Here is a 23,143-nt window from a genome sequence, read left to right as displayed (position 1 = left end):
TGGATTTTAATCAGTAATGTGTGCATTTCTACCATCGGTAACCCCGCTGCCGTGCATATAAAATGTGTAGGCCGGTGGCTTTGCGTCCCAACTTTTCAGATTGGTTTGCCCTGTGCGTGACTTAATTTGCTGAGCTAAAGATTAAAGGGTAATTAGCAGGATAATGTGTTTACTATGAAATAAATGTGACTTTTATTCAAGAGTAAGTTTTGATTTTGAGGTATTAGCCGAAGGATTGACCTTCGGCTAATCTTTGCAGGATCATTGAGTTAGTTGATTTTTGCTACGGTACTACGTTCAACAATCTCTGGGTGCATTTCAAAAACACGCTTTTCATGTTCTTTGTCTTTAATGCGCTCAAGTAAAATTTCAAACGCGTTTTTACCGACACGGCGTTTTGGTTGGTGGACAGTCGTTAGCGGTGGTGAAAAGTATTCAGCCAACTCAATGTTGTCGTAACCAATAACGGAAATGTCTTGAGGTACACGAATGCCTTTTTGCTGCAGGCGGCTCATTAAGCCAAGAGCCATGGTGTCGTTGAAGCAGAAAACCGCCGTAGGACGCTTGTCCATTGCGGCTAGTTGGTCGGCAGCAAGTACCGCGGTATCACATTCAAAGTTACCTTCAAGAATCCAATCTTCATTAACGGCAAGTTGAGCTTGGTTCATCGCGCGTTTAAAGCCCAAAATACGCTCTTGGCAAACCGCTTTTTCAAAGTGACCACTTAAACAAGCGATGTCTTTATGACCGTGATCAATCAGGAACTTAGTTGCTAGGTAGCCACCTTCTTCCGAGTTGTCGATGATGTTGTCAGCCTGAGATGTTTCTGGGCCCCAATCCATCACGACTTTAGGAATGTCTTTGTGATTGTTCAGCATTTCGCTCAATTCTTCCGTAAGGTCAGAACACATCACCAAAATGCCATCTACACGTTTTTCCGCCAACATACGAATATAGTCGCGTTGTTTTTCGTAGATACCGCCAGTATTACATAGAATCAAGGTGTAACCTTGACGGTAACAGTAGCTTTCAACGCCGTCGATAACTTCAGAGAAGAATAGGTTGGTTGATTGAGTGACTAGCATACCGATAGTACGAGTGGTATTGCATTTTAGGCTACGAGCAACCGCACTGGGTGCATAGTTTAGCTCTTTCACTGCTGCGTTCACGCGTTCTTGCGTTGTCTCTGCAACAAAACGAGTTTTGTTGATCACGTGTGACACAGTTGTGGTTGATACGCCGGCAAGGCGCGCAACATCTTTAATAGTGGCCATAAGGGGTTGTCCTATCTATAGCTGCCACCGCGGTATTCACATATCAGAATAATTTGGCAGAAAGTATTAAAAACACAAAAACCGCTTACTTAATGGCAGCGGTTTGTATTTAATTCATTAATTTTTATCGTTTGCGTTGTCGATTTTAGACCGCATCTCGTCTGGGGGCAAATAAAAATCGAATCCCCCATCCGGTTATTGATGTATTCGGCTTATTCGCCTTTCAGGTATTGGCAATCCAGTTCTAAAAATGCCACCAGTAGCGAGACTACCGCAGAGTAAAAACCAAACTTATCGAGCGTTTGGCATTTAGCTGAAAACTTAGGACCCCAGCTTAAAATGTGCTGACGGATAAACGCTTCTTGCTCTGCGAGTGCCGCTTCAAAGTGTGGCTCTTGCTCTAGCTCGTTTGAACGAATGATGAGGTTGCCTAACAAGTCCAGCTCGATCGCGATATGATCAGCAGGTTCGTTTAGACCTTTCTCAACCGCAACGCTGTGTTTTTCCAGCAATGCGTCCATCTCGTTCGCCGGCTTATCGTGAAGTAAGCCAGTCGTACCAATGTACATTGACGCGTAAGGCAAAGCAGACTCTTTGTCGGATTTCAAAAACAAATCACAAAAATCTGCTGACAACTCTAATTGACCATCTTCACGGTCAATTTGGCGATTCAGTGCATCGACGACACGGTCAATGGCGGGTTTAAGGCTCGGGTTTTCACCAAGACCACTTAAAAAGCTGCGAATCTCAGGGCTTTGATATTGTTCTAAATCTGCCACAGTAAGCTCTTTGGCAAATAAGCTAGAGAACCACCAGTAAATTTCTGAACGCTTTTCGTTAAACGCTTTCAACTCTTGCATCAAACAATGCTCCTATTTTTATGCTGTTCTTATTCTAGCGAAGAAAGATGAATAGGGATAACACACAATAAAGTAAAATGCGTCGATAAATGGCAAAATGTTAACGGATGAGCTGGTTTTGTTTTGAATCAATAAAAAATCATCTTTCTTGATTTTAATGTAACAAATACTAGAAATATGACGATTTATGAATAGAATACACTGGAATACAATTCCCAATGTAAAATAAGTGGTTTAGATGAGCTATCACGTATTAGTTGTAGAAGATGACGCAGTAACTCGCAGTAAGCTTGTTGGCTACTTTCAAAATGAAGGTTATACAGTCAGCGAAGCAGAAAGCGGCGAGCAGATGCGTGACACACTACAAAATCATGCGATTGATTTAGTCATGCTAGACATCAATCTTCCTGGTGAAGATGGTTTGATGTTAACGCGTGAACTACGCAGTCAATCTGACATTGGAATTATCCTGGTAACAGGACGCACGGATAGCATTGATAAAATCGTTGGCTTAGAAATGGGTGCCGACGACTACGTAACAAAACCGTTTGAACTGCGCGAACTGTTGGTACGTGTAAAAAATCTACTGTGGCGCATTTCGTCTGCACGTAATGCTGGCAGTGTTGTTGATCAGAAAAACGACACGAATTTAGTTCGTTTTGGCGAGTGGATGTTTGATGTCCAGCGTCGTGCGCTTAGCCGTAACGGTGAGCCAGTAAAACTGACTAAAGCGGAATACGAGCTTCTAGTCGCGCTTTCAACGTACCCGAACCAAGTGCTTAGCCGTGAGCGTATTTTGAATATGATCAGCCATCGAGTGGATGCACCTAACGATCGTACCATTGATGTACTGATTCGTCGTATGCGCGCTAAGATGGAGTTTGATCCAAAGAACCCTCAAATCTTTGTGACTGTTCATGGTGAAGGTTATATGTTCGCGGGTGATTAACCCGCGATGATACCGTTCAATAATAAAAAAACCGAAGCCTAGGCTTCGGTTTTTCTTTATCTACTTTTCTTTATCAACACAGCATCAACACAGCACGGCGGCAAAGAATTACAGATTACTCTGCGATGCTTCGACGCTGGTTTCTTCATAATCTGACGCCCAATTTCGCAAGCTTTGCCAAATACGACCGAGAGTCTCGTGCCAATAGCGCTCAGTTTGTTCTAAATAAACCGCTTTTGGCGTGTATTTATTCCACGCTTGATGCACTTCATTTTGCGCAAGATAATTGGTTGGCGCCGGGTAGGGGGTTAACCCTGCAGAATGAAATTCATTGAGTGCGCGTTGCATATGGCTGGCCGATGTCACCAACACCACTTCTTTGCGTTTGACAAAAGCGGCGGCTTGGCGGGCTTCTTCCCACGTATCTTTCGCGGTTTCCAGCAGGATGATATCGGATTTTGATACCCCAAGCGCAAGCGCTACTTTCGCCATCATACGCGCATTGCTGACTTCAGAACCGCCAGCATAACCGGACAAAATGAGCTTTGATCCCGGGTAGATGCGCAGAATGCGGATCCCTTCGGCCAAGCGCATTAATGCGGTGCGACTCAGTTCAGAGGTCGGCGGAATGGAATCATCCACCACATGCCCACTGCCAAGTACCATGACGTAATCAATCGACTTATCGACGGGTAAAAAACCGCTGTATTGACGCTCAATCGGCATCAATAGGCGAGAAGCAGTAGGTTGGAATGAAATTAAAAATATTCCGATAAAAGAAAAGAGCACAACAAAGCAGCCTGTTTTCTGCTTTCTTGTAAACATGATCAACATTAAGCCAATAAAGCCAATGATCAGCATCGCTGGTAAAGGCATGAGCAAAGATGAGACGACTTTTTTCAGCTCAAACATACTTAAATAGTCCGAAAAAACACCAGTTGGTTATAATTTAAGAGAATCCCTCTTTATATCTGCCCTTCTTGTGACAGAATAGCAGCACGATTGGACATGATAACTCAAGCTGCTGTGACTGAAGACCGTAATTTCGACGATATTGCCCACAAATTTGCAAAAAACATATACGGCTCTGACAAAGGCGAAATTCGTCAAGTCATTGTCTGGCAAGATCTTGAACAAGCTCTCGCCAAATTAGGCGCTGATTCGCAAACTATTCAAGTGCTCGATGCCGGTGGCGGACTTGCGCAAATGTCGCAAAAGATTGCCCAACTCGGACATCAAGTAGCGCTGTGTGATCTATCTTCTGAGATGTTGCAGATTGCAAAACAAGAAATAGAACGTAACGGTCTACTTGACCACTATCGACTCATTCATTCTCCGGTACAGGAGATTGCTCAGCATATGGATGCTCAGGTAGATTTGGTGATGTTCCATGCGGTAATGGAATGGTTAGTTGATCCTAAATCTGCATTGAAGACGGTGCTTGAGCAAGTAAAACCAGAGGGCATCGCATCGGTGATGTTCTACAACCACCACGGTTTGGTTTATAAAAATGCTGTGTGTGGCAACATTCCGCATGTCCTTGATGGCATGCCACACCGCAAACGGTTTAAACTTCAACCGCAGAAAGGCTTAATTCCTGAAGAGGTCTATCAATGGATCGAAGAGGCGGGTTTTGAAATCTGTGGTAAATCGGGCATTCGCTGTTTTAGTGATTACATTGGTAATCGTAAAAACATGGGCGAATTCCAGTATGAAGATGTGTTGGCGTTAGAAGAAAAATTCTGTCGACAAGAGCCTTACCTCTCATTAGGCCGATACATACACGTATGGGCGAAGAAAAAAGATAAACAGGAAGAACAATGAGTGAGATGACTCTCAATGTTGCTGAGCAGCCGATCGACGAATTAGTCGGCTGGGTGAAGCAGCACGATTTCTCATTGAACCTAAGCAGCGAAAGATTAGCGTTTCTTATCGCAATCTCAGTATTGAGTAATGAAAGGTTTGATGAAGAATTGGGTGAAGGTGAGCTCCATGATGCGTTCATTATCGTCACTCGATTATTTGAAGATACCGGTGAAGCGTCGGCATTTCGTGCGAATAACGCGATTAACGAAATGGTTAAGCAGCGCCTAATTAGCCGTTTTACTAGTGAAGTGAATGATGGCGTCAGTATTTATCGTTTGTCACCTTTGGCGATCGGTATTACGGATTATTACGTTCGTCACCGTGAGTTCTCCCGCCTGAAATTATCGATTCAATTATCGATGGTGGCCGATGAAATGGCGAAAGCGATTGAAGCGGCGCAAAAAGGCGGAACGCCGGGTCACTGGAAGAAAAACGTGTATGGCGTATTGAAATACTCCGTAGGCGAAATTTTTGACCAGATCGACCTCAACCAGCGTGTGATGGATGAGCAGCAACAATCAGTGAAACTGCAAATTGCAGAGTTGCTGAACAAAGATTGGCGCGAAGCGATCAATAACTGTGAAGCGTTGCTGTCTGAAACGTCAACCACGCTACGTGAACTGCAAGATACCTTACAAGCGGCCGGTGATGAGCTGCAAACGCAGATCTTGGATATCCAAGAAATCATCTACGGTGATGAAGAGCTTGAGTTTGTCGAAGAGACCTTATTTGGCCTTCAGATGAAGCTTGACCGCATTACCCGCTGGGGTCAGCAAGCGATCGATTTGTGGATTGGTTATGACCGTCACGTACACAAGTTTATCCGTACTGCGATTGATATGGATAAGAACCGTGCGTTTAGCACGCGTCTGCGTCAATCCATGAAAGACTACTTCGATATGCCTTGGTTCTTAACCTATGCCGACGCTGAGCGTTTGAGCGACTTACGTGATGAAGCCCTTGTGTTACGTGACGATGAAGTGACAGGTCAAGTGCCATTAGAAGTAGAATACGAAGAGTTTCAACAAGTCAATGATGAGCTGTCAGAGCGCATTGGCGAGATGCTTAGAGCGCATAAAGAGCAAGGCGCTCCGATTGATTTAGGGATCGTATTGCGCGATTACCTAGCCCTGCATCCACGCACTCATCATTTTGATTTAGCCCGAATTGTTGTCGACCAAGCCGTCAGAATGGGTTACTCCGAAGCGGATTACCAAGCGGTTCAGCCAGACTGGCAAGCGATCAACGAATTTGGTGCAAAGGTACAAGCAAATGTCATCGACCGATACTAATGAATACATGTCAGAAAAACTGACAAAAGCAATTTCTAATCCCCTGTTTCCTGCGCTTGATAGCGTGCTGCGAGCTGGGCGTCATATCTCAAGTGAAGACTTAGATAACCATGCGCTGTTGTCTGATTTTGAGACCGATTTAGCGTTGTTTTATCAGCGCTACAACACTGAATTAGTGAAAGCGCCGGAAGGCTTCTTTTACTTGCGTCCTCGTTCAACGTCGTTGATCAGCCGCAGTGTGCTTTCTGAGCTGGACATGTTGGTAGGTAAGGTTCTGTGTTTCCTTTACCTTAGCCCTGAGCGTTTAGCGCACGAAGGGATCTTTACCAATCAAGAGTTGTACGAAGAGTTACTGCAATTAACCGATGAAAATAAGTTAATGAAGTTGGTGACTAACCGCGCAAATGGCTCTGATCTGGATAAAGAAAAGCTGTTTGATAAAGTGCGTACCTCATTACGTCGCCTGCGTCGCCTTGGCATGATCATCAATATCGGTGAAACCGGTAAATTCCGTATTAGTGAAGCGGTATTCCGCTTTGGTGCGGATGTTCGCGTGGGCGATGATGTGCGTGAAGCGCAACTGCGTCTTATCCGCGATGGTGAAGCGGTTATTCACACCAAAGAACCAAGTCAAGGCAGTTTGCTGAATGACGATGATCACCAAGAACAAGAAGAATTAGAGGGTGAAGCATGATTCAACGCGGTAAATACCAATCACTAACCATGATCAACTGGAACGGCTTCTTTGCTCGTACTTTTGATATCGATGGTTTGGTTACGACGCTATCGGGTGGTAACGGTGCGGGTAAGTCGACCACGATGGCGGCATTTATTACAGCGCTTATTCCTGACCAATCGCTGCTGCATTTCCGCAACACCACCGAAGCGGGCAGCAACCAAGCATCACGCGACAAAGGCCTTTACGGTAAATTGCAGCCGGGCGCCTGTTATGCGGCGTTGGATGTGGTTAACTCGCGTAATCAACGTCTATTGTTTGCGGTTAAGTTGCAGCAAGTCGCGGGTCGCGATAAAAAAGTCGATATCAAACCGTTTGTGATTCAAGGCTTACCAAGCCACGTGAAACCAACGGATCTATTGATTGAAAGCGTGTCAGAAACGCAAGCTCGTGTACGTCAAATTAACGAAGTGAAAGACAGCGTAGCGCAATACGAAGGTGTGCAATTTAAAGCATTCCCATCGATTGTCGATTACCATGCTCAGATGTTTGAGTACGGCGTTATTCCGAAGAAACTGCGTAACTCTTCTGACCGCTCAAAGTTCTATCGTTTGATTGAAGCATCACTGTACGGTGGTATTTCAAGTGCGATTACCCGCTCGCTACGTGATTACTTGCTGCCACAAAATGGCGGCGTGAAGAAAGCGTTCCAAGATATGGAATCAGCGCTGCGTGAAAACCGCATGACGCTAGAAGCGATCAAAACGACTCAAGCTGACCGTGACTTGTTCAAACATTTGATTACTGAATCGACCAACTACGTGGCGGCCGATTACATGCGCCATGCCAATGAGCGTCGTAATAAAATTGAACAAACCATGTCATTGCGTGGCGAGCTATTTGGTTCACGCCAAAGCCTGATTGAGCAAAATAACCTGCTTAATCGAGTGCAAGAAGAGCTGGAATTATTGATTGAAGGCGAAGCGGCACTTGAGCAAGACCATCAAGCGGCATCTGATCACCTGCAATTGGTTCAAAATGCTCTGCGTCAGCAAGAAAAAATCGCCCGTTACCAAGAAGATCTTGAAGAGCTGAGTGAGCGTCTTGAAGAGCAAGCGATGGTCGTGGAAGAAGCGCAAGAGCGCGTGCTGATGTCTGAAGAGCAGGCGACGGTTGCTGAAGAAGAAGTGGATAGCTTGAAAACGCAGTTGGCCGATTACCAACAAGCGTTGGATATGCAGCAAACGCGTGCGTTGCAATATCAACAAGCGGTGGAAGCGTTAGGCAAAGCACAACAATTGTTGTCGGATGACTCGCTGACCGCAGAAACGGCGCAAGCCTTGGTTTCGCAGCTCAAACATCGTGAAACAGACAACACCACTACGCTGTTGGCTCTAAAGCATAAATTGGATATGTCATCGGCGGCGGCAAAGCAGTTTGAGACGGCACTGCGCCTCGTTCGCAGTGTGCGTGGTGAGGTCGCACGTGAAGAGGCGGCTGAACAAGCAAAGCAAGTGATCGTTCAAGCTCGTGAAGCTAAACAGGTGAGTGAGAATGAAGCCCAATGGCGTGCTCAACATCGCGATTTAGAACGCAGCTTAGTGCAGCAGCGCCAAGCTCGTGAGCTTGGTCAAGACTATCAAAAGCAACACAATGTTGAGTTGGTTGATGAGATAAGTTTTGAACAAGAGCGTGAGCGTCACGCGGTACAGATTGAATCGTTAGAATTTGCACAAGATGAATTGCGTGAACAACGCAGTGAGCAACGTCGCACTGAGCAAGATGCCCTAGCTGACATCAATAAACTGGAAGCAAGCGCTCCAACGTGGATTGCAGCAAACGATGCCCTTGAAAGTTTAAAAGAGCAAAGTGGTGCAGAGCTTGAAGACAGTCAAGCGGTCATGACGCAAATGCAATTGGTGCTTGAGGAAGAAAAGCAGCAGTCGATTGCGAAAGACAAACTGGCTGAACGTCGCGCCTTCCTAGACAGTGAAATTGAGCGTTTGGCGTCGCCAGGTGGTTCAAACGACCCTCGTGTTAAAGGCCTAGCGGATACGCTGGGTGGCGTACTGCTGTCTGAAATTTATGATGACATTACCTTGAGTGATGCGCCTTATTTCAGTGCGATGTACGGTCCGGCACGTCATGCTATCGTGGTCTCTGATTTATCAGGTATCGAAGAAAAGCTGGTTGAGTTGGATGATTGTCCAGAAGACTTGTACATCATTGAAGGTGATATCGACGCGTTTGATGACAGCTCATTTGATGCAGAAGAGCTGGAAGGCGCGGTATGTGTGCGTCTTAACGAGCGTCAACTGCGTTACTCTCGCTTGCCTGAAATTCCATTGTTTGGTCGCGCGGCGCGTGAACAACGTTTGGAACTATTGCGCGCAGAGCGTGAAGAAGTGGTTGAGAACCACGCTAAAGCGGCGTTTGATTCGCAAAAGCTTCAGCGCCTTTACCAAGCATTCAACAACTTTGTCGCGAAGCACATTCAGGTTGCGTTCCTAGCAGACCCGGAACAAACACTGCTGGCAGTACGTGAAAAACGCAGTCAAGCGGCGCGCATTGTGTCTGAACTCGACAGCAAAGAACAGCAACAACGCAGCCAGTTGATGGCCAGTAAGCAAGCGATCTCATTGTTGGATAAGCTCGCACCCATCATGCGCTTTATCGAAGATGAAACGCTAGAAGCGCGTTTTGCTGAACTAGAAGATAAGTTGGCTCAAGTATCACAAGCAAAAGGCTTCTTAACGCTGCATGCTAAATCAGTGGCGGAATTGGAAAGCGTTATTAGTGCACTGGATATCGACCCTGAGCAATTTGATGCATTAGAAGCCGATTACCAAGCGGCGGATCGTCAGCTACAAACGCTGAAAACCCAAATTTTTGCGTTGTCAGATTTGGTTGAACGTCGCCATTACTTCGCTTACTCCGATTCGGTGGCACTATTAAGCAAGAGCAGTGAACTGAGTGAACAGCTAAAAGCGAAGTTGGTTGATGCTGAACGTATGCGTACACGCAGCCGTGATGAGCTTAAGCAAACTCGCGAGCAGATGAACCAGTACAACCAAGTGTTGGCATCACTGAAGAGTTCGCACCATGCGAAACAAGAAACGGTACAAGAATTTAAACTAGAGCTGCAAGAATTTGGTGTGACAGCCGATGAAGGTGCAGCAGAACGTGCACAGCGTCGTCGTGATGAACTGCAAGAGCGTCTGCACGTTTCTCGTAGCCGTAAGAGCGAGCATGAGCGTACGATCACCTCGACAGAGCTTGAGATGAAGACGCTGGCGAAGCGCATGAAGAAAGTGCAGAAGGAATACTCTGAGCTGCGTACCTTCGTGGTGTTAGCGAAAGCCGGTTGGTGTTCAGTGCTACGTCTTGCTCGTGCGAATGATGTTGAGCGTCGCCTACACAAGCGTGAACTGGCCTACATGTCGGCATCTGAGCTACGCTCTATGTCAGATAAGTCGTTGGGTGCATTGCGTCTGGCGGTATCGGATAACGATGACTTGCGCGATTCACTGCGTTTGTCTGAAGATACGGCTTACCCAGAACGCAAAGTATTGTTCTACATCGCGGTTTATCAGCATCTGCGCGAGCGTATTCGTCAAGACATCATTCGTACGGATGACCCGGTAGAAGCCATTGAAGAGATGGAAGTTGAATTGGCTCGTCTAACCGAAGAGCTGACTCAACGTGAAAACCGTCTGGCGATCAGTTCGGATTCTGTGGCGAGCATCATTAAGAAAACGATCCAACGTGAACAGAACCGCATCCGTATGCTGAACCAAGGCTTGTCTAACATTGCCTTTGGTCAAGTACAAGGTGTGCGTTTGAATGTGAAGATTCGTGAAAGTCATGAAGTATTACTGAATGGCTTGGCAACGCAACAAGAGCAACACAAAGACTTGTTTGAGAGCCCACGCTTTACCTTCTCTGAAGCTATGGCAAAACTGTTCCAGCGAGTGAACCCGCATATTGATATGGGTCAGCGTTCGCCTCAGATTCTTGGAGAAGAACTGCTTGATTACCGTAACTACCTCGAACTCAGCGTTGAAGTTTGTCGTGGTTCTGATGGTTGGTTACAAGCAGAATCAGGCGCATTGTCAACGGGTGAGGCGATTGGTACTGGTCAGTCTATCCTATTGATGGTTGTTCAGAGCTGGGAAGAAGAGTCTCGTCGTCTGCGCAGTAAAGACATCATTCCATGTCGCTTGTTGTTCCTTGATGAAGCCGCGCGTCTGGATACCAAGTCTATCTCGACCTTGTTTGAGTTGTGTGACCGTCTGGATATGCAGCTTCTGATCGCCGCTCCAGAGAACATTAGCCCAGAAAAAGGCACGACCTACAAACTGGTACGTAAAGTGTTCAAAGACCACGAACATGTTCACGTAGTAGGCTTGCGTGGTTTCGGCCAAACAGAGAAGCCGAAGAGTGATGTTCAGCAGTTGATTGAAGAGTTGTAATTTTCCAATCTGTTACTGAATATTCGGATATTGAAAGGCTACCTGAGGGTAGCCTTTTTTGTCTCGAGCTGGGAAGGAACGGTTGGAGAGGGCGATAAAAAAGCTGCCGAAAGGCAGCTTTAAAATATCAACAACACTTAGTTACATCACGATCAAAGTGGTGTCGCGAAATGTTTAACGGCGTAAGCGACTCGCTCTTCTGGCTTAGGATAGTCAGCAGGCATACCAAGGGCTTCAATGTGGCGAAGGCGAGGTAATAAACCCGCACCATTGGCAATTTGAATTGCTAAGCCAGGGCGAGCATTCAATTCCAATACCATCGGTCCTTCTTCTTTATCGAGCACCATGTCAGTTCCCATGTAGCCGAGTCCAGTCATTTCCCAAGCGCTGGAAGCCAGCACAAGTAACTTTTCCCAGTGAGGCACTTGCAAAGTCATTAAATCTTTATCGGTGTCCGGGTGCAGTTTGATCGGCCGATCAAATTGTACAGCACGAATGGCTCGGCCTGTCGCAATATCAAGCCCAACCCCGACTGCGCCTTGGTGCAAGTTCGCTTTACCATCAGAGGCTGAGGTAGAACAACGCATCATCGCCATGACCGGGTAGCCTTTAAAGACGATAATGCGCACATCCGGCACGCCTTCATAACTGAAGCCGTCGAAGCAGTCATCGAATTTAATCAGGTTCTCAACCACGGCGACATCATTCTTGCCGCCTAGTGAGAATAAACCAGCCAATGCGTTACTGATATGACGTTCCACATCTTCTTGGTTGATGGTTGCTCCAGATGGCTTGGTGTAAACCCCATCCTTATGAGAGATCACCACCAAAATACCTTTACCACCGCTGCCTTGTGCGGGTTTGATAACAAAACCTGGCCATTCTTTGACCATGTTATGAATCTTGCCGACATCCGCTTGGTGGCGAATAACACCGATCAGTTTTGGTACCGTTGCGCCAGCCTCTTCCGCGATGATCTTTGTTTTTAGCTTATCATCGACCAAAGGGTATTTAGAGCGATCATTGTAACGACCAATGTAACTGTGGTTACGTTGGTTCATCCCCATGATCCCTTTATGGCGCAATCTATATGGCGAGGTATAGCGTTCTACTAAGCGAGAAAGAAACATAAGCTTAATCCTCAACTAAAGGTTTAAAACGACGCAATTCCGTGAGGCGGTAACCGGTGTACGTACCGAGCAATAGAATACAAGCCAGTACCAACAGTTGCAGACCAATAAAGTTAAAGGTTAGATGCTGAACATACGAGTTGGTCATCGCGAGGTAAACAAGTACCGCAGTCATCAATGAGCCGCCACCTTGCAGTACCACTTCTTTCGGACCTTCTTCTTCCCATAGAATCGACATACGTTCGATCGTCCATGACAAGATGATCATAGGGAAGAACGTAATCGATAGACCCTCGGTTAGGCCGACTTTAAAGGCCACGACGGTAAATACGGAAATAATCATGATTACGGTGATGATCACCGCAGAGATCCGGGCCACCAGCAGTAGGTTAAGCCTTGAGAGGTAACTACGGATAACCAAACCCGTACCGACAATCAAAAGGAAACCGACAATACCGGTCACAAGCTGGGTCTGCACGAAGGCAACCGCGATGAGGACAGGCATGAATGTGCCTGAGGTTTTCAAACCAATGATCACACGCAAGAAGACGACAATTAGCGCACCAATTGGGATCAGCATGATGGTTTTAAACATCGCTTGCTCTTCGAGCGGCAAACTATGGATAGAGAGGTTGAGTAGGCCGTCCGCTTGCACTTTATCGGCAGTTGCTTGTTGAGGAGAGACCTCCTGAGCAATCATAGAAAAATGCACTTGGCTGTTTTGACCGCCGACTAAATCGAGCAGTGAAACATTGGATTCATCCCAGACCAAAATATTTGGAGAGATCGCTTGGTCGGATGTTTCAGGATTGAAAAGCAACCAATGCTGGCCATCCCAGACTTGGTTCATGTGCTGAATGGTTTGACGACGACGGCCGTCTTCCAGCTCAATCACGCCGACAATTTTACCTGGAATCTTGCTGAACGCTAAAATCTTATCGACCGCTTCAACTTTAGACATTTTGTTGAGGATCAAAGCCGCATTTTGGCTGTCGCTGTCGTTGAGTTGCTTGATCAGCTCGCGGGTAAAAGTCACATTGTCTGCTGAGCGTTTGTTGGCGCGTTCGATCAGGGCAATCGCCGCAGCTTCAACCGGGCCATCAAACGTAGGGGCTTGAATTTCACCACTTGGTTCTATAGAAGCAACTTTGGCTTGAGGGTCAACCAAGAACTGAGCTTTGTAATAGATCGTTTCAGGCCCGCTTGCTTGACGAACCGACCATTCTGCACGGCGGCCGTTTTCAGAAGTCACGTAAGCCACGCCATAGCCTGGCGAAGAGGAAGATTCACTCACCAACGTAAAGCCGGTTTGAGTGTCAGGTACAGCGAGTGACGCTTTTACAGGTTTGTTTTCAGCATCAAACTGCACACGGGCTTCAATATCCCAGACTTGGCGAGTTTCACCTGGAGTCCACGGCACGCCGTAGCTTTGGTGTCTGAAAATGCTGAGTGCAGTACCTGCAATCACAAGTAAGCTTACAAAAATGTAAAAAGGGACTTTTGAAGTCATAAAAGGCCTTAAATGGGTTATTTTTCCTCAGACTGAACGTATTTCTTACTTACGTCCACCACCGCGATATCTTTAATAAATTCACGTCCAAGCAATACAGGATGGCTCATCTGCGAGCGGTCTGCCAATGTAAATTGTGCTTTTTCATGGATTTTTCCCACTTTGACCCAAAGTTCAACCACTGCTCGGCGTTCAACTTCTTCGTTAGTAGATTGACGAATTTTAACAAACTTTAAGACAGGGGCTTCAATCCAATTGTTGTCATCCATTGGCGTTTGTTCATCAGACAAATGGAAGCGCACCCATTTTTTTCCGTTACGTTCAAATTGTTCGATGTCGACGGCATTCAATGACGAGGTTGCCGCACCGGTATCGACACGCGCATCAAACGTTTGCTTGATTGAATCAATCGTCACTTGCTCAATTTCGCCCAACGTCACACCGTGAACGGGATTCGTTGGTGCCGGCGCTGGTGAGGCCATCACAACCGGCGCAGGAGGCGTGCTTTGATAGTCTTCAATTTTGGTTAACGTGGTTTCTTGAAGTTGGAACGAGCGCTCTTGCAGTTGAATCAATTTTTCTTCTAGTGTCACAATCTGTGCAGATTGCTGCTCTAGATGAAGATTAAGAGAGTCAATTTGAGCACTAAGGTTCGTATCGATATTTTGAAGGGTCGAGAGGGTTTGCTGGTGGTTTTGCTCGACTTTCATTAAAGAGCAGCCCGACAGCAGTGTGACAGCGATAACTGGAGTGATACGGATGAACATTAAAACGCCTGCGTATAGTCTGTTTTATATCAGCAAGTGGTTTTGGCTTGTCGTACTTACCGATAATGATATGAGTTAATTAACAATTTGATTTTAGCTTAAGGTTTGGGAAATCTCATAGACCTAGTTCAAAAAGTTCTTATGAGAAGAGAATGTAACAGTAGAAAAATCAAAAAATAAGGACGCATTATGCATCCTTATTTAATTTTGTCTAAGGTTACTTACATGAGATCTATTCTGAGTTAAATCTATGTCAATAATTGGTAGCGTTTAGACATTTTTTCTTAATAAATCTATGGCTTAGTTGCTACAAGTACCGCACGACGAGGGGCTGGATGGCCTTCTACCGTTTTACTTGAATCGTTAGGATCAAGGTAATCTGGGAGGGAATTATGCGTCATCCAGTCTGTGGTGCGTTGTTCACCAACCGACGTTACGTTCTCATCAACAATGCGCACATCGATAAAGCCCACTTGTTCTAGCCATACTTTCAGTGCTTTGGCGGAAGGGAAGAAGTAAACATTGCGCATTTGTGCATAACGGTCAAATGGCACTAACACCGAGGTTTCATCACCTTCAATCACTAAGGTTTCCAGTACCAATTCACCACCTGAGACCAGTTGGTCTTTCAGTTGGATCAGGTGATCAAGTGGAGAGCGGCGGTGGTAAAGCACACCCATGCTAAACACCGTATCAAATGCTTCTAGCTTAGGCAGTTGTTCAATGCCTAGCGGGAGAAGATGTGCACGCTGGTCATCGCCCATCATTTTACGAATGGCTTCAAATTGAATCAGGAAGAGGTGTGAAGGGTCAATCCCCACACACATACGCGCGCCAGCGCCAAGCATGCGCCACATGTGGTAGCCGTTACCACAGCCAACATCTAGAACGTTACGGTCCTTTAGTGGGCTGATATGCGGTAATACGCGGTCCCATTTCCAGTCGCTACGCCATTCGGTATCAATATGAATGCCGTGTACGTGGTATGGGCCTTTGCGCCACGGATGGAAAGTACGCAGTAAGTTCTCAAGCTTTTTCAGCTCGCCCGGGTGCATCGGCTCGTTATTCGTTATCGTCACCGACTCGGTGATATCGATATTGTCTGGCGTTCCTGCCGGAATTTTATTCAGTGCACGTAGCCAGCGGTCAAAATCGCCATGCTCGGCATTCTGCCAATCGGTCAGTTGTTGTGGCAAAACATTCAGCCAAGGTTGCAGGCGCGTATCTTGGGCGATGAGTTGGTAAAAATTGGCAAAATTAAACATAGGTTTTCACTGAGTAAATAAAATAGAAATATGACACAAAGGCCAAAGGCGCAGAGTTTCTCGTTGCTTATTATTTGATGGCGAACATTGAACCAAAATTAAAGCACTGGAACCAAACATCAAAGCTAGTAAAGCCAATCTCGGCAAAGCGTTCTTTGTGTTCTCTTTTTGAATCAGGACGCATTACATTTTCAATCGCACTGCGTTTTTGGCTGATTTCAAGTTCGCTGTAACCATTGGCACGCTTAAAGTCATGGTGCAGGTCGATCAGCAGTTCATTGGCAACGGCATCTTCGAACACATACTTCTCGGACAGAATTAAAATGCCACCCGGGCGTAAACCCGCGTATATCTTTTCGAGTAGTGTGTAACGATCGGCCGGCGATAGAAATTGCAGCGTGAAGTTTAGCACCACCACTGACGCGTCTTTAATCTCGATATGACGAATATCCGCTTCGACGATCTCGACAGGCGTATCACTGCGGTAGGCATTTACGTGTAGCTTACAGCGCTCTACCATCGCAGAGGAGTTATCAACCCCAATGATCTTACAGCCTTCTTGCTGAATATGACGACGCATAGAGAGCGTAGCCGCGCCTAATGAGCAGCCCAAGTCATAGACATTACTGTGTGGTTTTGCAAAGCGTTCAGCCAGCATGCCAATCGCGGAGATAATATTGCTATAACCCGGAACCGAGCGCTGAATCATATCAGGGAAGACTTCCGCGACACGCTCATCAAACGTGAAGTCACCGATTTTATCGATAGGAGCCGAAAAAATGGTATCCGAATTGCTCTTAGGGTTCATAAGTTATCTCGCGCTATTGCGACTAGCATGGAAAAGGGCGCGTATTTTATGAAAATTTCACGCTTCTGTCATGTATTGCGTTATTGCTTGTAAAAAAGGCCCTTAAAACATCGTCAGTTGGTTGTCATCATTCTTGGATGACAAGGCTGGAAAGGCGGCGATGTCGGGTAGGGCAATATGACTTTGCAATTGTTGATAGAGCGCTAGAGCCAGCTCCGGCGCCAAGACGTTATCGGGCGTGTGGACCATTAAATAGGGCTGCTTTCCTTGTCGTATCCACTCTGGTAATTTCGCAAGCCAAGGCTTGAATAGCGCCATGTTGGCGTCGAGTTCAGGATGGCCAATGAAACGGATCATCGGATGATTGGCGGTCGAAATTGCGTGGACGGGCACTCGTGGTTTTTTCTTTTGCGCGTCGATAATCACGTCGTTTATCGGTTCTGCTGAGAAGACGGGGCGGCTGTCCATAATAATGCGATCGATTCCGCTCTCGATTAACCACTGATTTAAGCGTTTCTCATCGTCATTTTTGGCGAAAAAACCGAGGTGACGCACTTCAACACCCAGTGGAAAGTTGGGCGGAAACAAGGCGCAAAATTTTTGGAGAGTCGGCAAATCTGCCGGCGTGAACGCGGCAGGCAGTTGAATTGTCCACTGTCCGATACGCTCATGCAGCGGGGACATGACTTGCATGAAGTCTTTGAGCTGTGCTTGGCAGCCTTTCAGCATCTGTTGGTGCGTAATGGCTTGAGGCAGTTTGAAGGTAAACTTGAAATCATCATGGCTGGCGGCATGCCAATTGCGCACAGTCTGGGGGCTGGGCGTGGCGTAGAAAGTGGTATTGCCTTCTACGGTATGAAATACCTGCGTGTACTTTTCTAGCCGCTCGGCGGGCTTGGTGCTTGAACCATAAAAACCTTGTTGCCACTGATTATGTGACCACATGGTGAGCCCAAGGCGAATCGGTAATGACGTCATAATCTCGCTTGCCAATTGTCCATTCCCGATACTTTACGAAACTTTTACTAAAATCACTAGCAGACCACGATATCCAATGGGTTGAGATGCGCACTGACGCTCGCATATAAAGGTAACTTGGGGTTATAATCAGCGCCAATTTTTGTCATTGATGCCATTTTGCCCCTTAGCTGGTTTAAAAAGCACCAATAGACAGTAAATCGCAATAAATTGTATGTTGAATAGTCGATTTTCCATCGCTTTCAGCGTATAAATGGAACTTTGCTCTGTCGATATTTTTATGCTCGACAGACGGTATTAACAAAATTAGAGAGATTGGGAATTTCATTATGCGTACCCATTACTGTGGTCACCTGAACAAGTCCCTTGCAGGACAAACTGTAGAACTTTGCGGCTGGGTTAACCGTCGCCGTGATTTGGGCGGTCTTATTTTTATCGATATGCGCGATCGCGAAGGTATCGTTCAGGTAGTAGTTGATCCAGACATGGCTGATGCTTACAAAGTCGCAGAGCAACTACGCAATGAATTCTGTATCAAACTGACTGGTGAAGTACGCGCTCGTCCTGAAAGCCAAATCAATGCAGGTATGGCAACGGGTGAAGTTGAGATCCTAGCGTCAGGTCTTGAAATCATTAACCGTTCTGATGTGCTTCCTCTAGACTTCAACCAAAAGAACTCTGAAGAGCAGCGTCTAAAATACCGCTACTTAGATCTACGTCGTCCAGAAATGAGCGATCGCATCAAACTGCGTGCAAAAGCGTCAAGCTTTGTTCGTCGTTTCCTTGATGAAAATGGTTTCCTAGACATCGAAACGCCAGTACTAACCAAAGCAACGCCAGAAGGCGCTCGTGACTACCTAGTACCAAGCCGTGTACACAAAGGCAGCTTCTACGCGCTACCTCAATCACCACAGCTATTCAAACAGCTACTGATGATGTCTGGTTTTGACCGTTACTACCAAATCGTTAAATGTTTCCGTGATGAAGATCTACGTGCTGACCGTCAGCCTGAATTTACTCAGATCGATATCGAAACGTCTTTCATGTCTGCTGAGCAAGTACGTGAAAAAACAGAAGCGATGATTCGTCAAATGTGGCAAGAGCTTCTAAATGTTGATCTGGGTGAATTCCCAATCATGTCATTTGAAGAAGCGGCGCGTCGTTTTGGTTCTGATAAACCCGATCTACGTAACCCACTTGAACTTGTAGACGTGGCTGACATCCTGAAAGATGTGGACTTCAAAGTGTTCTCTGGTCCTGCCAATGACGAAAAAGGCCGCGTAGCGGTAATTCGCGTTCCTGGCGGTGCTGCACTGTCTCGTAAGCAAATCGACGAGTACACTAACTTTGTTGGCATCTACGGCGCGAAAGGCCTAGCATGGATGAAAGTGAACGATCGTGCGGCTGGCTTTGAAGGCGTACAGTCTCCAGTGGCTAAGTTCCTGAACGAAGAAGTGGTTGCTCAAATCCTAGATCGCACTCAAGCAGAAACGGGCGACATCATTCTATTCGGCGCAGACAGCAAGCGTATCGTAACTGAAGCGATGGGCGCACTGCGTCTGAAGCTAGGTACTGACCTTGAGCTGACTGATAAAGCAGCATGGAAACCGCTATGGGTTATTGACTTCCCAATGTTTGAAGAAGATGACGAAGGCAACCTGCATGCTATGCACCACCCATTCACGTCTCCTCTAGGCCTAACGGCTGAAGAGCTAACGGCGAACCCTGCGTCAGCAAACTCAAATGCTTACGATATGGTTATTAACGGCTACGAAGTGGGCGGTGGTTCAGTACGTATTCATAACGCAGAAATGCAATCGGCAGTATTTAGCATTCTAGGTATTGAAGCGGACGAGCAAAAAGCGAAGTTTGGCTTCCTACTAGACGCATTGAAATTTGGTACGCCACCACACGCAGGTCTTGCATTCGGTCTAGACCGTCTAGTGATGCTACTATGTGGTACAGACAACATCCGTGATGTTATCGCGTTCCCTAAAACGACGGCGGCTTCATGTCTACTGACTAACGCTCCAAGTCTTGCAAACCCTGCATCACTTGATGAGTTAGCGATTGCCGTGACAGCAGCGAAAGAGAAATCAGCTGAGTAATTAAATCAGTCTTGATTGAAAAAAACCACTTCAAACGAAGTGGTTTTTTTGTTTTTGGTGCAATGTATTCAACGCGATGGGGTGAGTCAGTACTCACGTCCGCTGGGCATTAAGCAAAGATCGTACGTAACCATAATCCCCACGGAGTAGTCACACCGGCCGTGAGGTATTTAATGTCGCCATTTTTGATGATAGCAATGGTGGGGGTGACGCTGATCCCCCATTCTCGGCTAATATGGCCTTGCTGATCGTTGATGACCGGAAATTGGTGTTGCTTTGCCGTCAGGTAAGATTGGATGCGGGCATCATCTCCGGATGATAGTGCGACCGTAACGACGTGATGATCCTCTGCAAACCAATCGACCGTTGGGCTGACCCATTTACACGCCCCGCACCATGTCGCCCAGAAATAGACAATCACCGGTTGGCCATCTTGGCTTAACGCGTTGACGTCAACCAACTCGCCGTTGATATCGAATGCCTGAATCTCAGGCGCTTTGCCTTTGGGGGCGTCATTGCTGTGATAAAAATCCATGCCATACGAAGCAACCCCGATGATAACGATGGCGAAAAACAGCTCTCTTAGCCAGTATCGCCACCGTGGTTTTTTATTGTGTGTGCTCATGCTATTTGCTCGCTTGCTTGATCGCTTCCATCACGTGTTGCTCGGATAATATGACGGGTAATGGGATACCTTTTGGTGCATTGGGGCCATAAACGATATTAAACGGCACGCCGTAGCGTCCATTACTGTGTAAGTATTGAGTTACGTTGTCGTTTGGTGTTGTCCAATCACCTTTCATCAACACCATATTCGGTTTTTGTAATTCACTATAGACGGGGTCTTGTAAGATCACGCCGATCTTATTGGCTTTACACGTGATGCACCAATCGGCGGTCACATCGACAAACACGGTTTTGCCTTGATCAGTAAGTTGGGTAATGGTGTCGCTGCGTAGCGTTTGCCAGTTTAAATCGTCGACAGTCGGGGTTGCCCAATGGTCGGCGGTCAAACTACCTATGAGCAAGACCGTTCCACCGCCGAGGGTAAAGGTGGCGATAATAGGAATGAACACCTTGCGGCCATACTGCTTTACCAACCAAATAAAGGTGAATAATGTGATGGTGAGGCCAACGAGCCAAACGACACCTACGCCAAAAAATGGCGATAGTAAACTGATGAGCCAGTAGGTGGTGGCGAGCATCATCAAGCCAAAACCTATCTTAACTCGATTCATCCACACGCCCGGTTTTGGCATAAATTGAACCAGCTTGGGCGCGATGGCAAACAGTAGCCACGGCGCATTCATACCGATGCCAAGCGCAATAAAGATAACCCACAGTTCGCCTATACTTGCCCCTAGCGCGTAAGCCACTGCCGTACCAAGAAAAGGGGCGCTGCATGGTGTGGCGAGTAACGTAGCAAACATACCTTGCACAAAATGCCCTAGATAACTCTGCTTTCCTTGCTGTGCAGCCCATGTATTGAGGCGCGATGGCAGGCGAAATTCAAATAACCCCAGTAAGTTGAGTGCAAAAATGAAGGTGACGGACAACATCAATACAATAAATTGCACACTTTGGAATTGAATACCCCAGCCAACACTGCCGCCACCCATTTTGAGTGCGGTCAGCATACCGGCAAGAAGGGCAAATGACGTTATGATCCCCAATGCCGAAGCGATAAAGGACGCTCTGATCTGTTGTGCCGAAGCATCATATTGCAGCGCGATGCTGTTGAGCTTTAACCCCAGCACAGGCAACACACACGGCATCACATTGAGAATCAAACCCCCAATCAGAGCGAAGGCGATCATCGCGATCATGCTGGTGGTCTTGGTTTGAATCGGCGTCGCTCCAACAGGCGTTGCTATCTCTGTGGCAAAGGTCGTGTCAGCGACCGTCACGACGACCGATTTTCCACTGAGATCAACGTGGCCTTTCCAATTACTCACATTGAAGATGGCCGTGAGCAGATGGCCCGCGGAAGATTCACTATCGCCACCCGTTATTAATCGAGGTTTTCCAAAAAACTCGTTATCGACATCGTGACCATCAACTAAGACTTGTGGGGATTGCCACGCGGTTTTATTGATTAGTTGAACAATGAATTGCTGTTGTGCGTCATCCCAATAGCTGGCTGAAACGTGAACATCGTTATTGGGGCGTGGGCTTTGGCTTAAGCCTTGATTGAAGAGAAACATCGCCTCTTGTTCTATCTTCAATGCGCGAGGGTCAATCGTCATCTCGATGGGATAATCGGTGATGACGCAAATATCCGTGCAGGAAGGTAAACGCAGACGAGCACTCAGTTGCGCGGGTTGATCGGCGTGCTCTAAGGTGATCGTTAATGGGAAGGCGACATGAGATTGATAGCCTAATGTTTGAATGCCCAATTGCTTAAAATAGCGTGGAACAGGCCAGTGCCATTCGATCTGTTTGATATTGTTGGATGCAGACCAATCCAGTTCTGGTGCAATACCTGCCTCACCGGGGCTGCGCCAATAAGTTTTCCAATTATCGGCCAGTTTGACATCAAGCACCGCTTGCAGGGTTTGATTGTTTGCATCGGCTTCGCCTGTCAACATCAGGCGCAGTTCGTCCGGCGGATGAGTATGATCGCTGATCCACCCCGTGGTCTGCGCAAGGGCGCTGGCGGCAAATAGTACACTCGCGAGTAGGGCAATCAGCATACTTGCCTTGCGCCTAATGGTGGCCTTTGTCATATGACAGGCTAAATCGTAAATACGTCGGTTTTCTAACACAAAAAATCTCCAAAAATAAATATGAATAAAAGGGCGGCCTAAGCGCGTTTTATTCTTGGAAGACGCAGTGTGTTAAATGCAGTCGCCGTTTTGGTTGAGGTGCTGGCGTTAGACGACGGATAGTCGTGTGGACGAATCGACCACGCCAAGCCAGTAATAAACATAGGACGATAAAAGGCGCAAGCCAATCGGTTTTCGTGGAGAGTTGTGGCAATGATTGTTGGCCGACATGACAAGGATCGCGATTATCACTGGTTGCGATATTGGCTTGAGCGTCGTTAAGACTTAATTGAAATGTGCGCTGATAGAGCGATTGCCATTGTGTCGCTTCGTTTGATGACCCACGAAGCGCCCCGTTGCTGGCAGTGTTTATCCATTGAGTGGCATCAAATACGGCTTTATTCAGACATGAAAAAACCACCA

At 46.7% G+C, this 23,143-nt stretch carries 18 protein-coding genes and 1 riboswitch; of the genes, 6 read left to right on the top strand and 12 right to left on the bottom strand.

The features are described from left to right. Positions 1 to 33 precede the first annotated feature (33 nt). A riboswitch (cyclic di-GMP riboswitch) is annotated at positions 34 to 120 on the bottom strand. A 149-nt stretch (positions 121 to 269) separates the two neighbouring features. Beyond that, positions 270 to 1,274: an HTH-type transcriptional repressor PurR gene (gene purR / locus OJ16_RS13335; protein WP_040991517.1), complete on the bottom strand. Its 1,005-nt coding sequence runs from the start codon at positions 1,272 to 1,274 to the stop codon at positions 270 to 272. A gap of 212 nt (positions 1,275 to 1,486) precedes the next feature. After that, positions 1,487 to 2,134 (bottom strand): molecular chaperone TorD, encoded by a 648-nt coding sequence (gene torD, locus OJ16_RS13330; protein WP_040991515.1) that lies wholly within the window; start codon positions 2,132 to 2,134, stop codon positions 1,487 to 1,489. 238 nt (positions 2,135 to 2,372) lie between these two features. On the opposite strand from torD, the gene torR reads away from it, so the two are divergent. Then, complete coding sequence (torR, locus tag OJ16_RS13325; RefSeq protein ID WP_040991513.1) at positions 2,373 to 3,083, top strand: two-component system response regulator TorR; 711 nt, start codon at positions 2,373 to 2,375, stop codon at positions 3,081 to 3,083. A 108-nt stretch (positions 3,084 to 3,191) separates the two neighbouring features. Here torR and elyC read toward each other — a convergent pair whose 3' ends face one another. Beyond that, on the bottom strand, positions 3,192 to 3,995 hold the full coding sequence (elyC, locus tag OJ16_RS13320) for an envelope biogenesis factor ElyC (protein WP_040991511.1): 804 nt from the start codon (positions 3,993 to 3,995) through the stop codon (positions 3,192 to 3,194). A gap of 114 nt (positions 3,996 to 4,109) precedes the next feature. Here elyC and cmoM point away from each other — a divergent pair, with 114 nt between their 5' ends. From cmoM to mukB, 4 genes are read left to right on the top strand one after another with little or no spacing between them, the layout of a single operon-like run. After that, positions 4,110 to 4,907 carry a tRNA uridine 5-oxyacetic acid(34) methyltransferase CmoM gene (gene cmoM, locus OJ16_RS13315; RefSeq protein WP_152613852.1) on the top strand — a complete coding sequence of 266 codons (798 nt, stop codon included), beginning with the start codon at positions 4,110 to 4,112 and terminating at the stop codon, positions 4,905 to 4,907. Continuing rightward, on the top strand, positions 4,904 to 6,241 hold the full coding sequence (mukF, locus tag OJ16_RS13310; RefSeq protein WP_040991507.1) for a chromosome partition protein MukF: 1,338 nt from the start codon (positions 4,904 to 4,906) through the stop codon (positions 6,239 to 6,241). The genes cmoM and mukF overlap by 4 nt, the downstream gene beginning before the upstream one ends. Then, a complete protein-coding gene (gene mukE / locus OJ16_RS13305) occupies positions 6,222 to 6,935 on the top strand; it encodes a chromosome partition protein MukE (RefSeq protein ID WP_040991505.1) in 714 nt (237 codons plus the stop codon). Before mukF ends, mukE begins: the two co-directional genes overlap by 20 nt. Then, positions 6,932 to 11,389: a chromosome partition protein MukB gene (mukB, locus tag OJ16_RS13300; RefSeq protein WP_040991503.1), complete on the top strand. Its 4,458-nt coding sequence runs from the start codon at positions 6,932 to 6,934 to the stop codon at positions 11,387 to 11,389. The genes mukE and mukB overlap by 4 nt, the downstream gene beginning before the upstream one ends. A gap of 152 nt (positions 11,390 to 11,541) precedes the next feature. Here the strand turns inward: mukB and OJ16_RS13295 are convergent, their stop codons facing one another. From OJ16_RS13295 to OJ16_RS13270, 6 genes are all read right to left on the bottom strand, one after another. After that, positions 11,542 to 12,519 (bottom strand): alpha-L-glutamate ligase-like protein, encoded by a 978-nt coding sequence (locus OJ16_RS13295; protein WP_040991501.1) that lies wholly within the window; start codon positions 12,517 to 12,519, stop codon positions 11,542 to 11,544. Positions 12,520 to 12,523: 4 nt separating this feature from the next. Then, the gene (locus tag OJ16_RS13290; protein WP_040991499.1) at positions 12,524 to 14,029 is read right to left on the bottom strand and encodes an inactive transglutaminase family protein; all 1,506 of its coding nucleotides are present in this window, start codon (positions 14,027 to 14,029) and stop codon (positions 12,524 to 12,526) included. A gap of 17 nt (positions 14,030 to 14,046) precedes the next feature. Next, positions 14,047 to 14,796 carry an ATP-dependent zinc protease family protein gene (locus OJ16_RS13285; RefSeq protein ID WP_040991497.1) on the bottom strand — a complete coding sequence of 250 codons (750 nt, stop codon included), beginning with the start codon at positions 14,794 to 14,796 and terminating at the stop codon, positions 14,047 to 14,049. Positions 14,797 to 15,089: 293 nt separating this feature from the next. After that, a complete protein-coding gene (gene cmoB, locus OJ16_RS13280; RefSeq protein WP_040991495.1) occupies positions 15,090 to 16,061 on the bottom strand; it encodes a tRNA 5-methoxyuridine(34)/uridine 5-oxyacetic acid(34) synthase CmoB in 972 nt (323 codons plus the stop codon). A 70-nt stretch (positions 16,062 to 16,131) separates the two neighbouring features. Next, complete coding sequence (gene cmoA, locus OJ16_RS13275) at positions 16,132 to 16,869, bottom strand: carboxy-S-adenosyl-L-methionine synthase CmoA (protein ID WP_040991493.1); 738 nt, start codon at positions 16,867 to 16,869, stop codon at positions 16,132 to 16,134. Between the two features lie 102 nt (positions 16,870 to 16,971). Beyond that, positions 16,972 to 17,847 carry a DUF72 domain-containing protein gene (locus OJ16_RS13270; protein ID WP_040991491.1) on the bottom strand — a complete coding sequence of 292 codons (876 nt, stop codon included), beginning with the start codon at positions 17,845 to 17,847 and terminating at the stop codon, positions 16,972 to 16,974. Between the two features lie 329 nt (positions 17,848 to 18,176). Between OJ16_RS13270 and aspS the strand changes: the two genes are divergently transcribed. Beyond that, positions 18,177 to 19,955 (top strand): aspartate--tRNA ligase, encoded by a 1,779-nt coding sequence (aspS, locus tag OJ16_RS13265; RefSeq protein ID WP_040991489.1) that lies wholly within the window; start codon positions 18,177 to 18,179, stop codon positions 19,953 to 19,955. A 109-nt stretch (positions 19,956 to 20,064) separates the two neighbouring features. Here aspS and OJ16_RS13260 read toward each other — a convergent pair whose 3' ends face one another. The 3 genes from OJ16_RS13260 to OJ16_RS13250 all read right to left on the bottom strand — a co-directional run bounded on the left by OJ16_RS13260 (position 20,065) and on the right by OJ16_RS13250 (position 23,141). Then, positions 20,065 to 20,580 carry a protein disulfide oxidoreductase gene (locus OJ16_RS13260; protein WP_040991487.1) on the bottom strand — a complete coding sequence of 172 codons (516 nt, stop codon included), beginning with the start codon at positions 20,578 to 20,580 and terminating at the stop codon, positions 20,065 to 20,067. A gap of 1 nt (position 20,581) precedes the next feature. Next, positions 20,582 to 22,681 carry a protein-disulfide reductase DsbD family protein gene (locus OJ16_RS13255; protein WP_040991811.1) on the bottom strand — a complete coding sequence of 700 codons (2,100 nt, stop codon included), beginning with the start codon at positions 22,679 to 22,681 and terminating at the stop codon, positions 20,582 to 20,584. 88 nt (positions 22,682 to 22,769) lie between these two features. Further along, positions 22,770 to 23,141, bottom strand: coding sequence for a hypothetical protein (locus OJ16_RS13250; protein ID WP_052811646.1), 372 nt, complete (start codon positions 23,139 to 23,141; stop codon positions 22,770 to 22,772). Positions 23,142 to 23,143: the final 2 nt, after the last annotated feature.

Source organism: Vibrio renipiscarius, from assembly GCF_000827885.1.
Taxonomy (GTDB): domain Bacteria; phylum Pseudomonadota; class Gammaproteobacteria; order Enterobacterales; family Vibrionaceae; genus Vibrio; species Vibrio renipiscarius.
The sequence above is the reverse complement of the archived record's forward strand: the minus strand, read 5'-3'. Positions and strand labels throughout refer to the sequence as shown.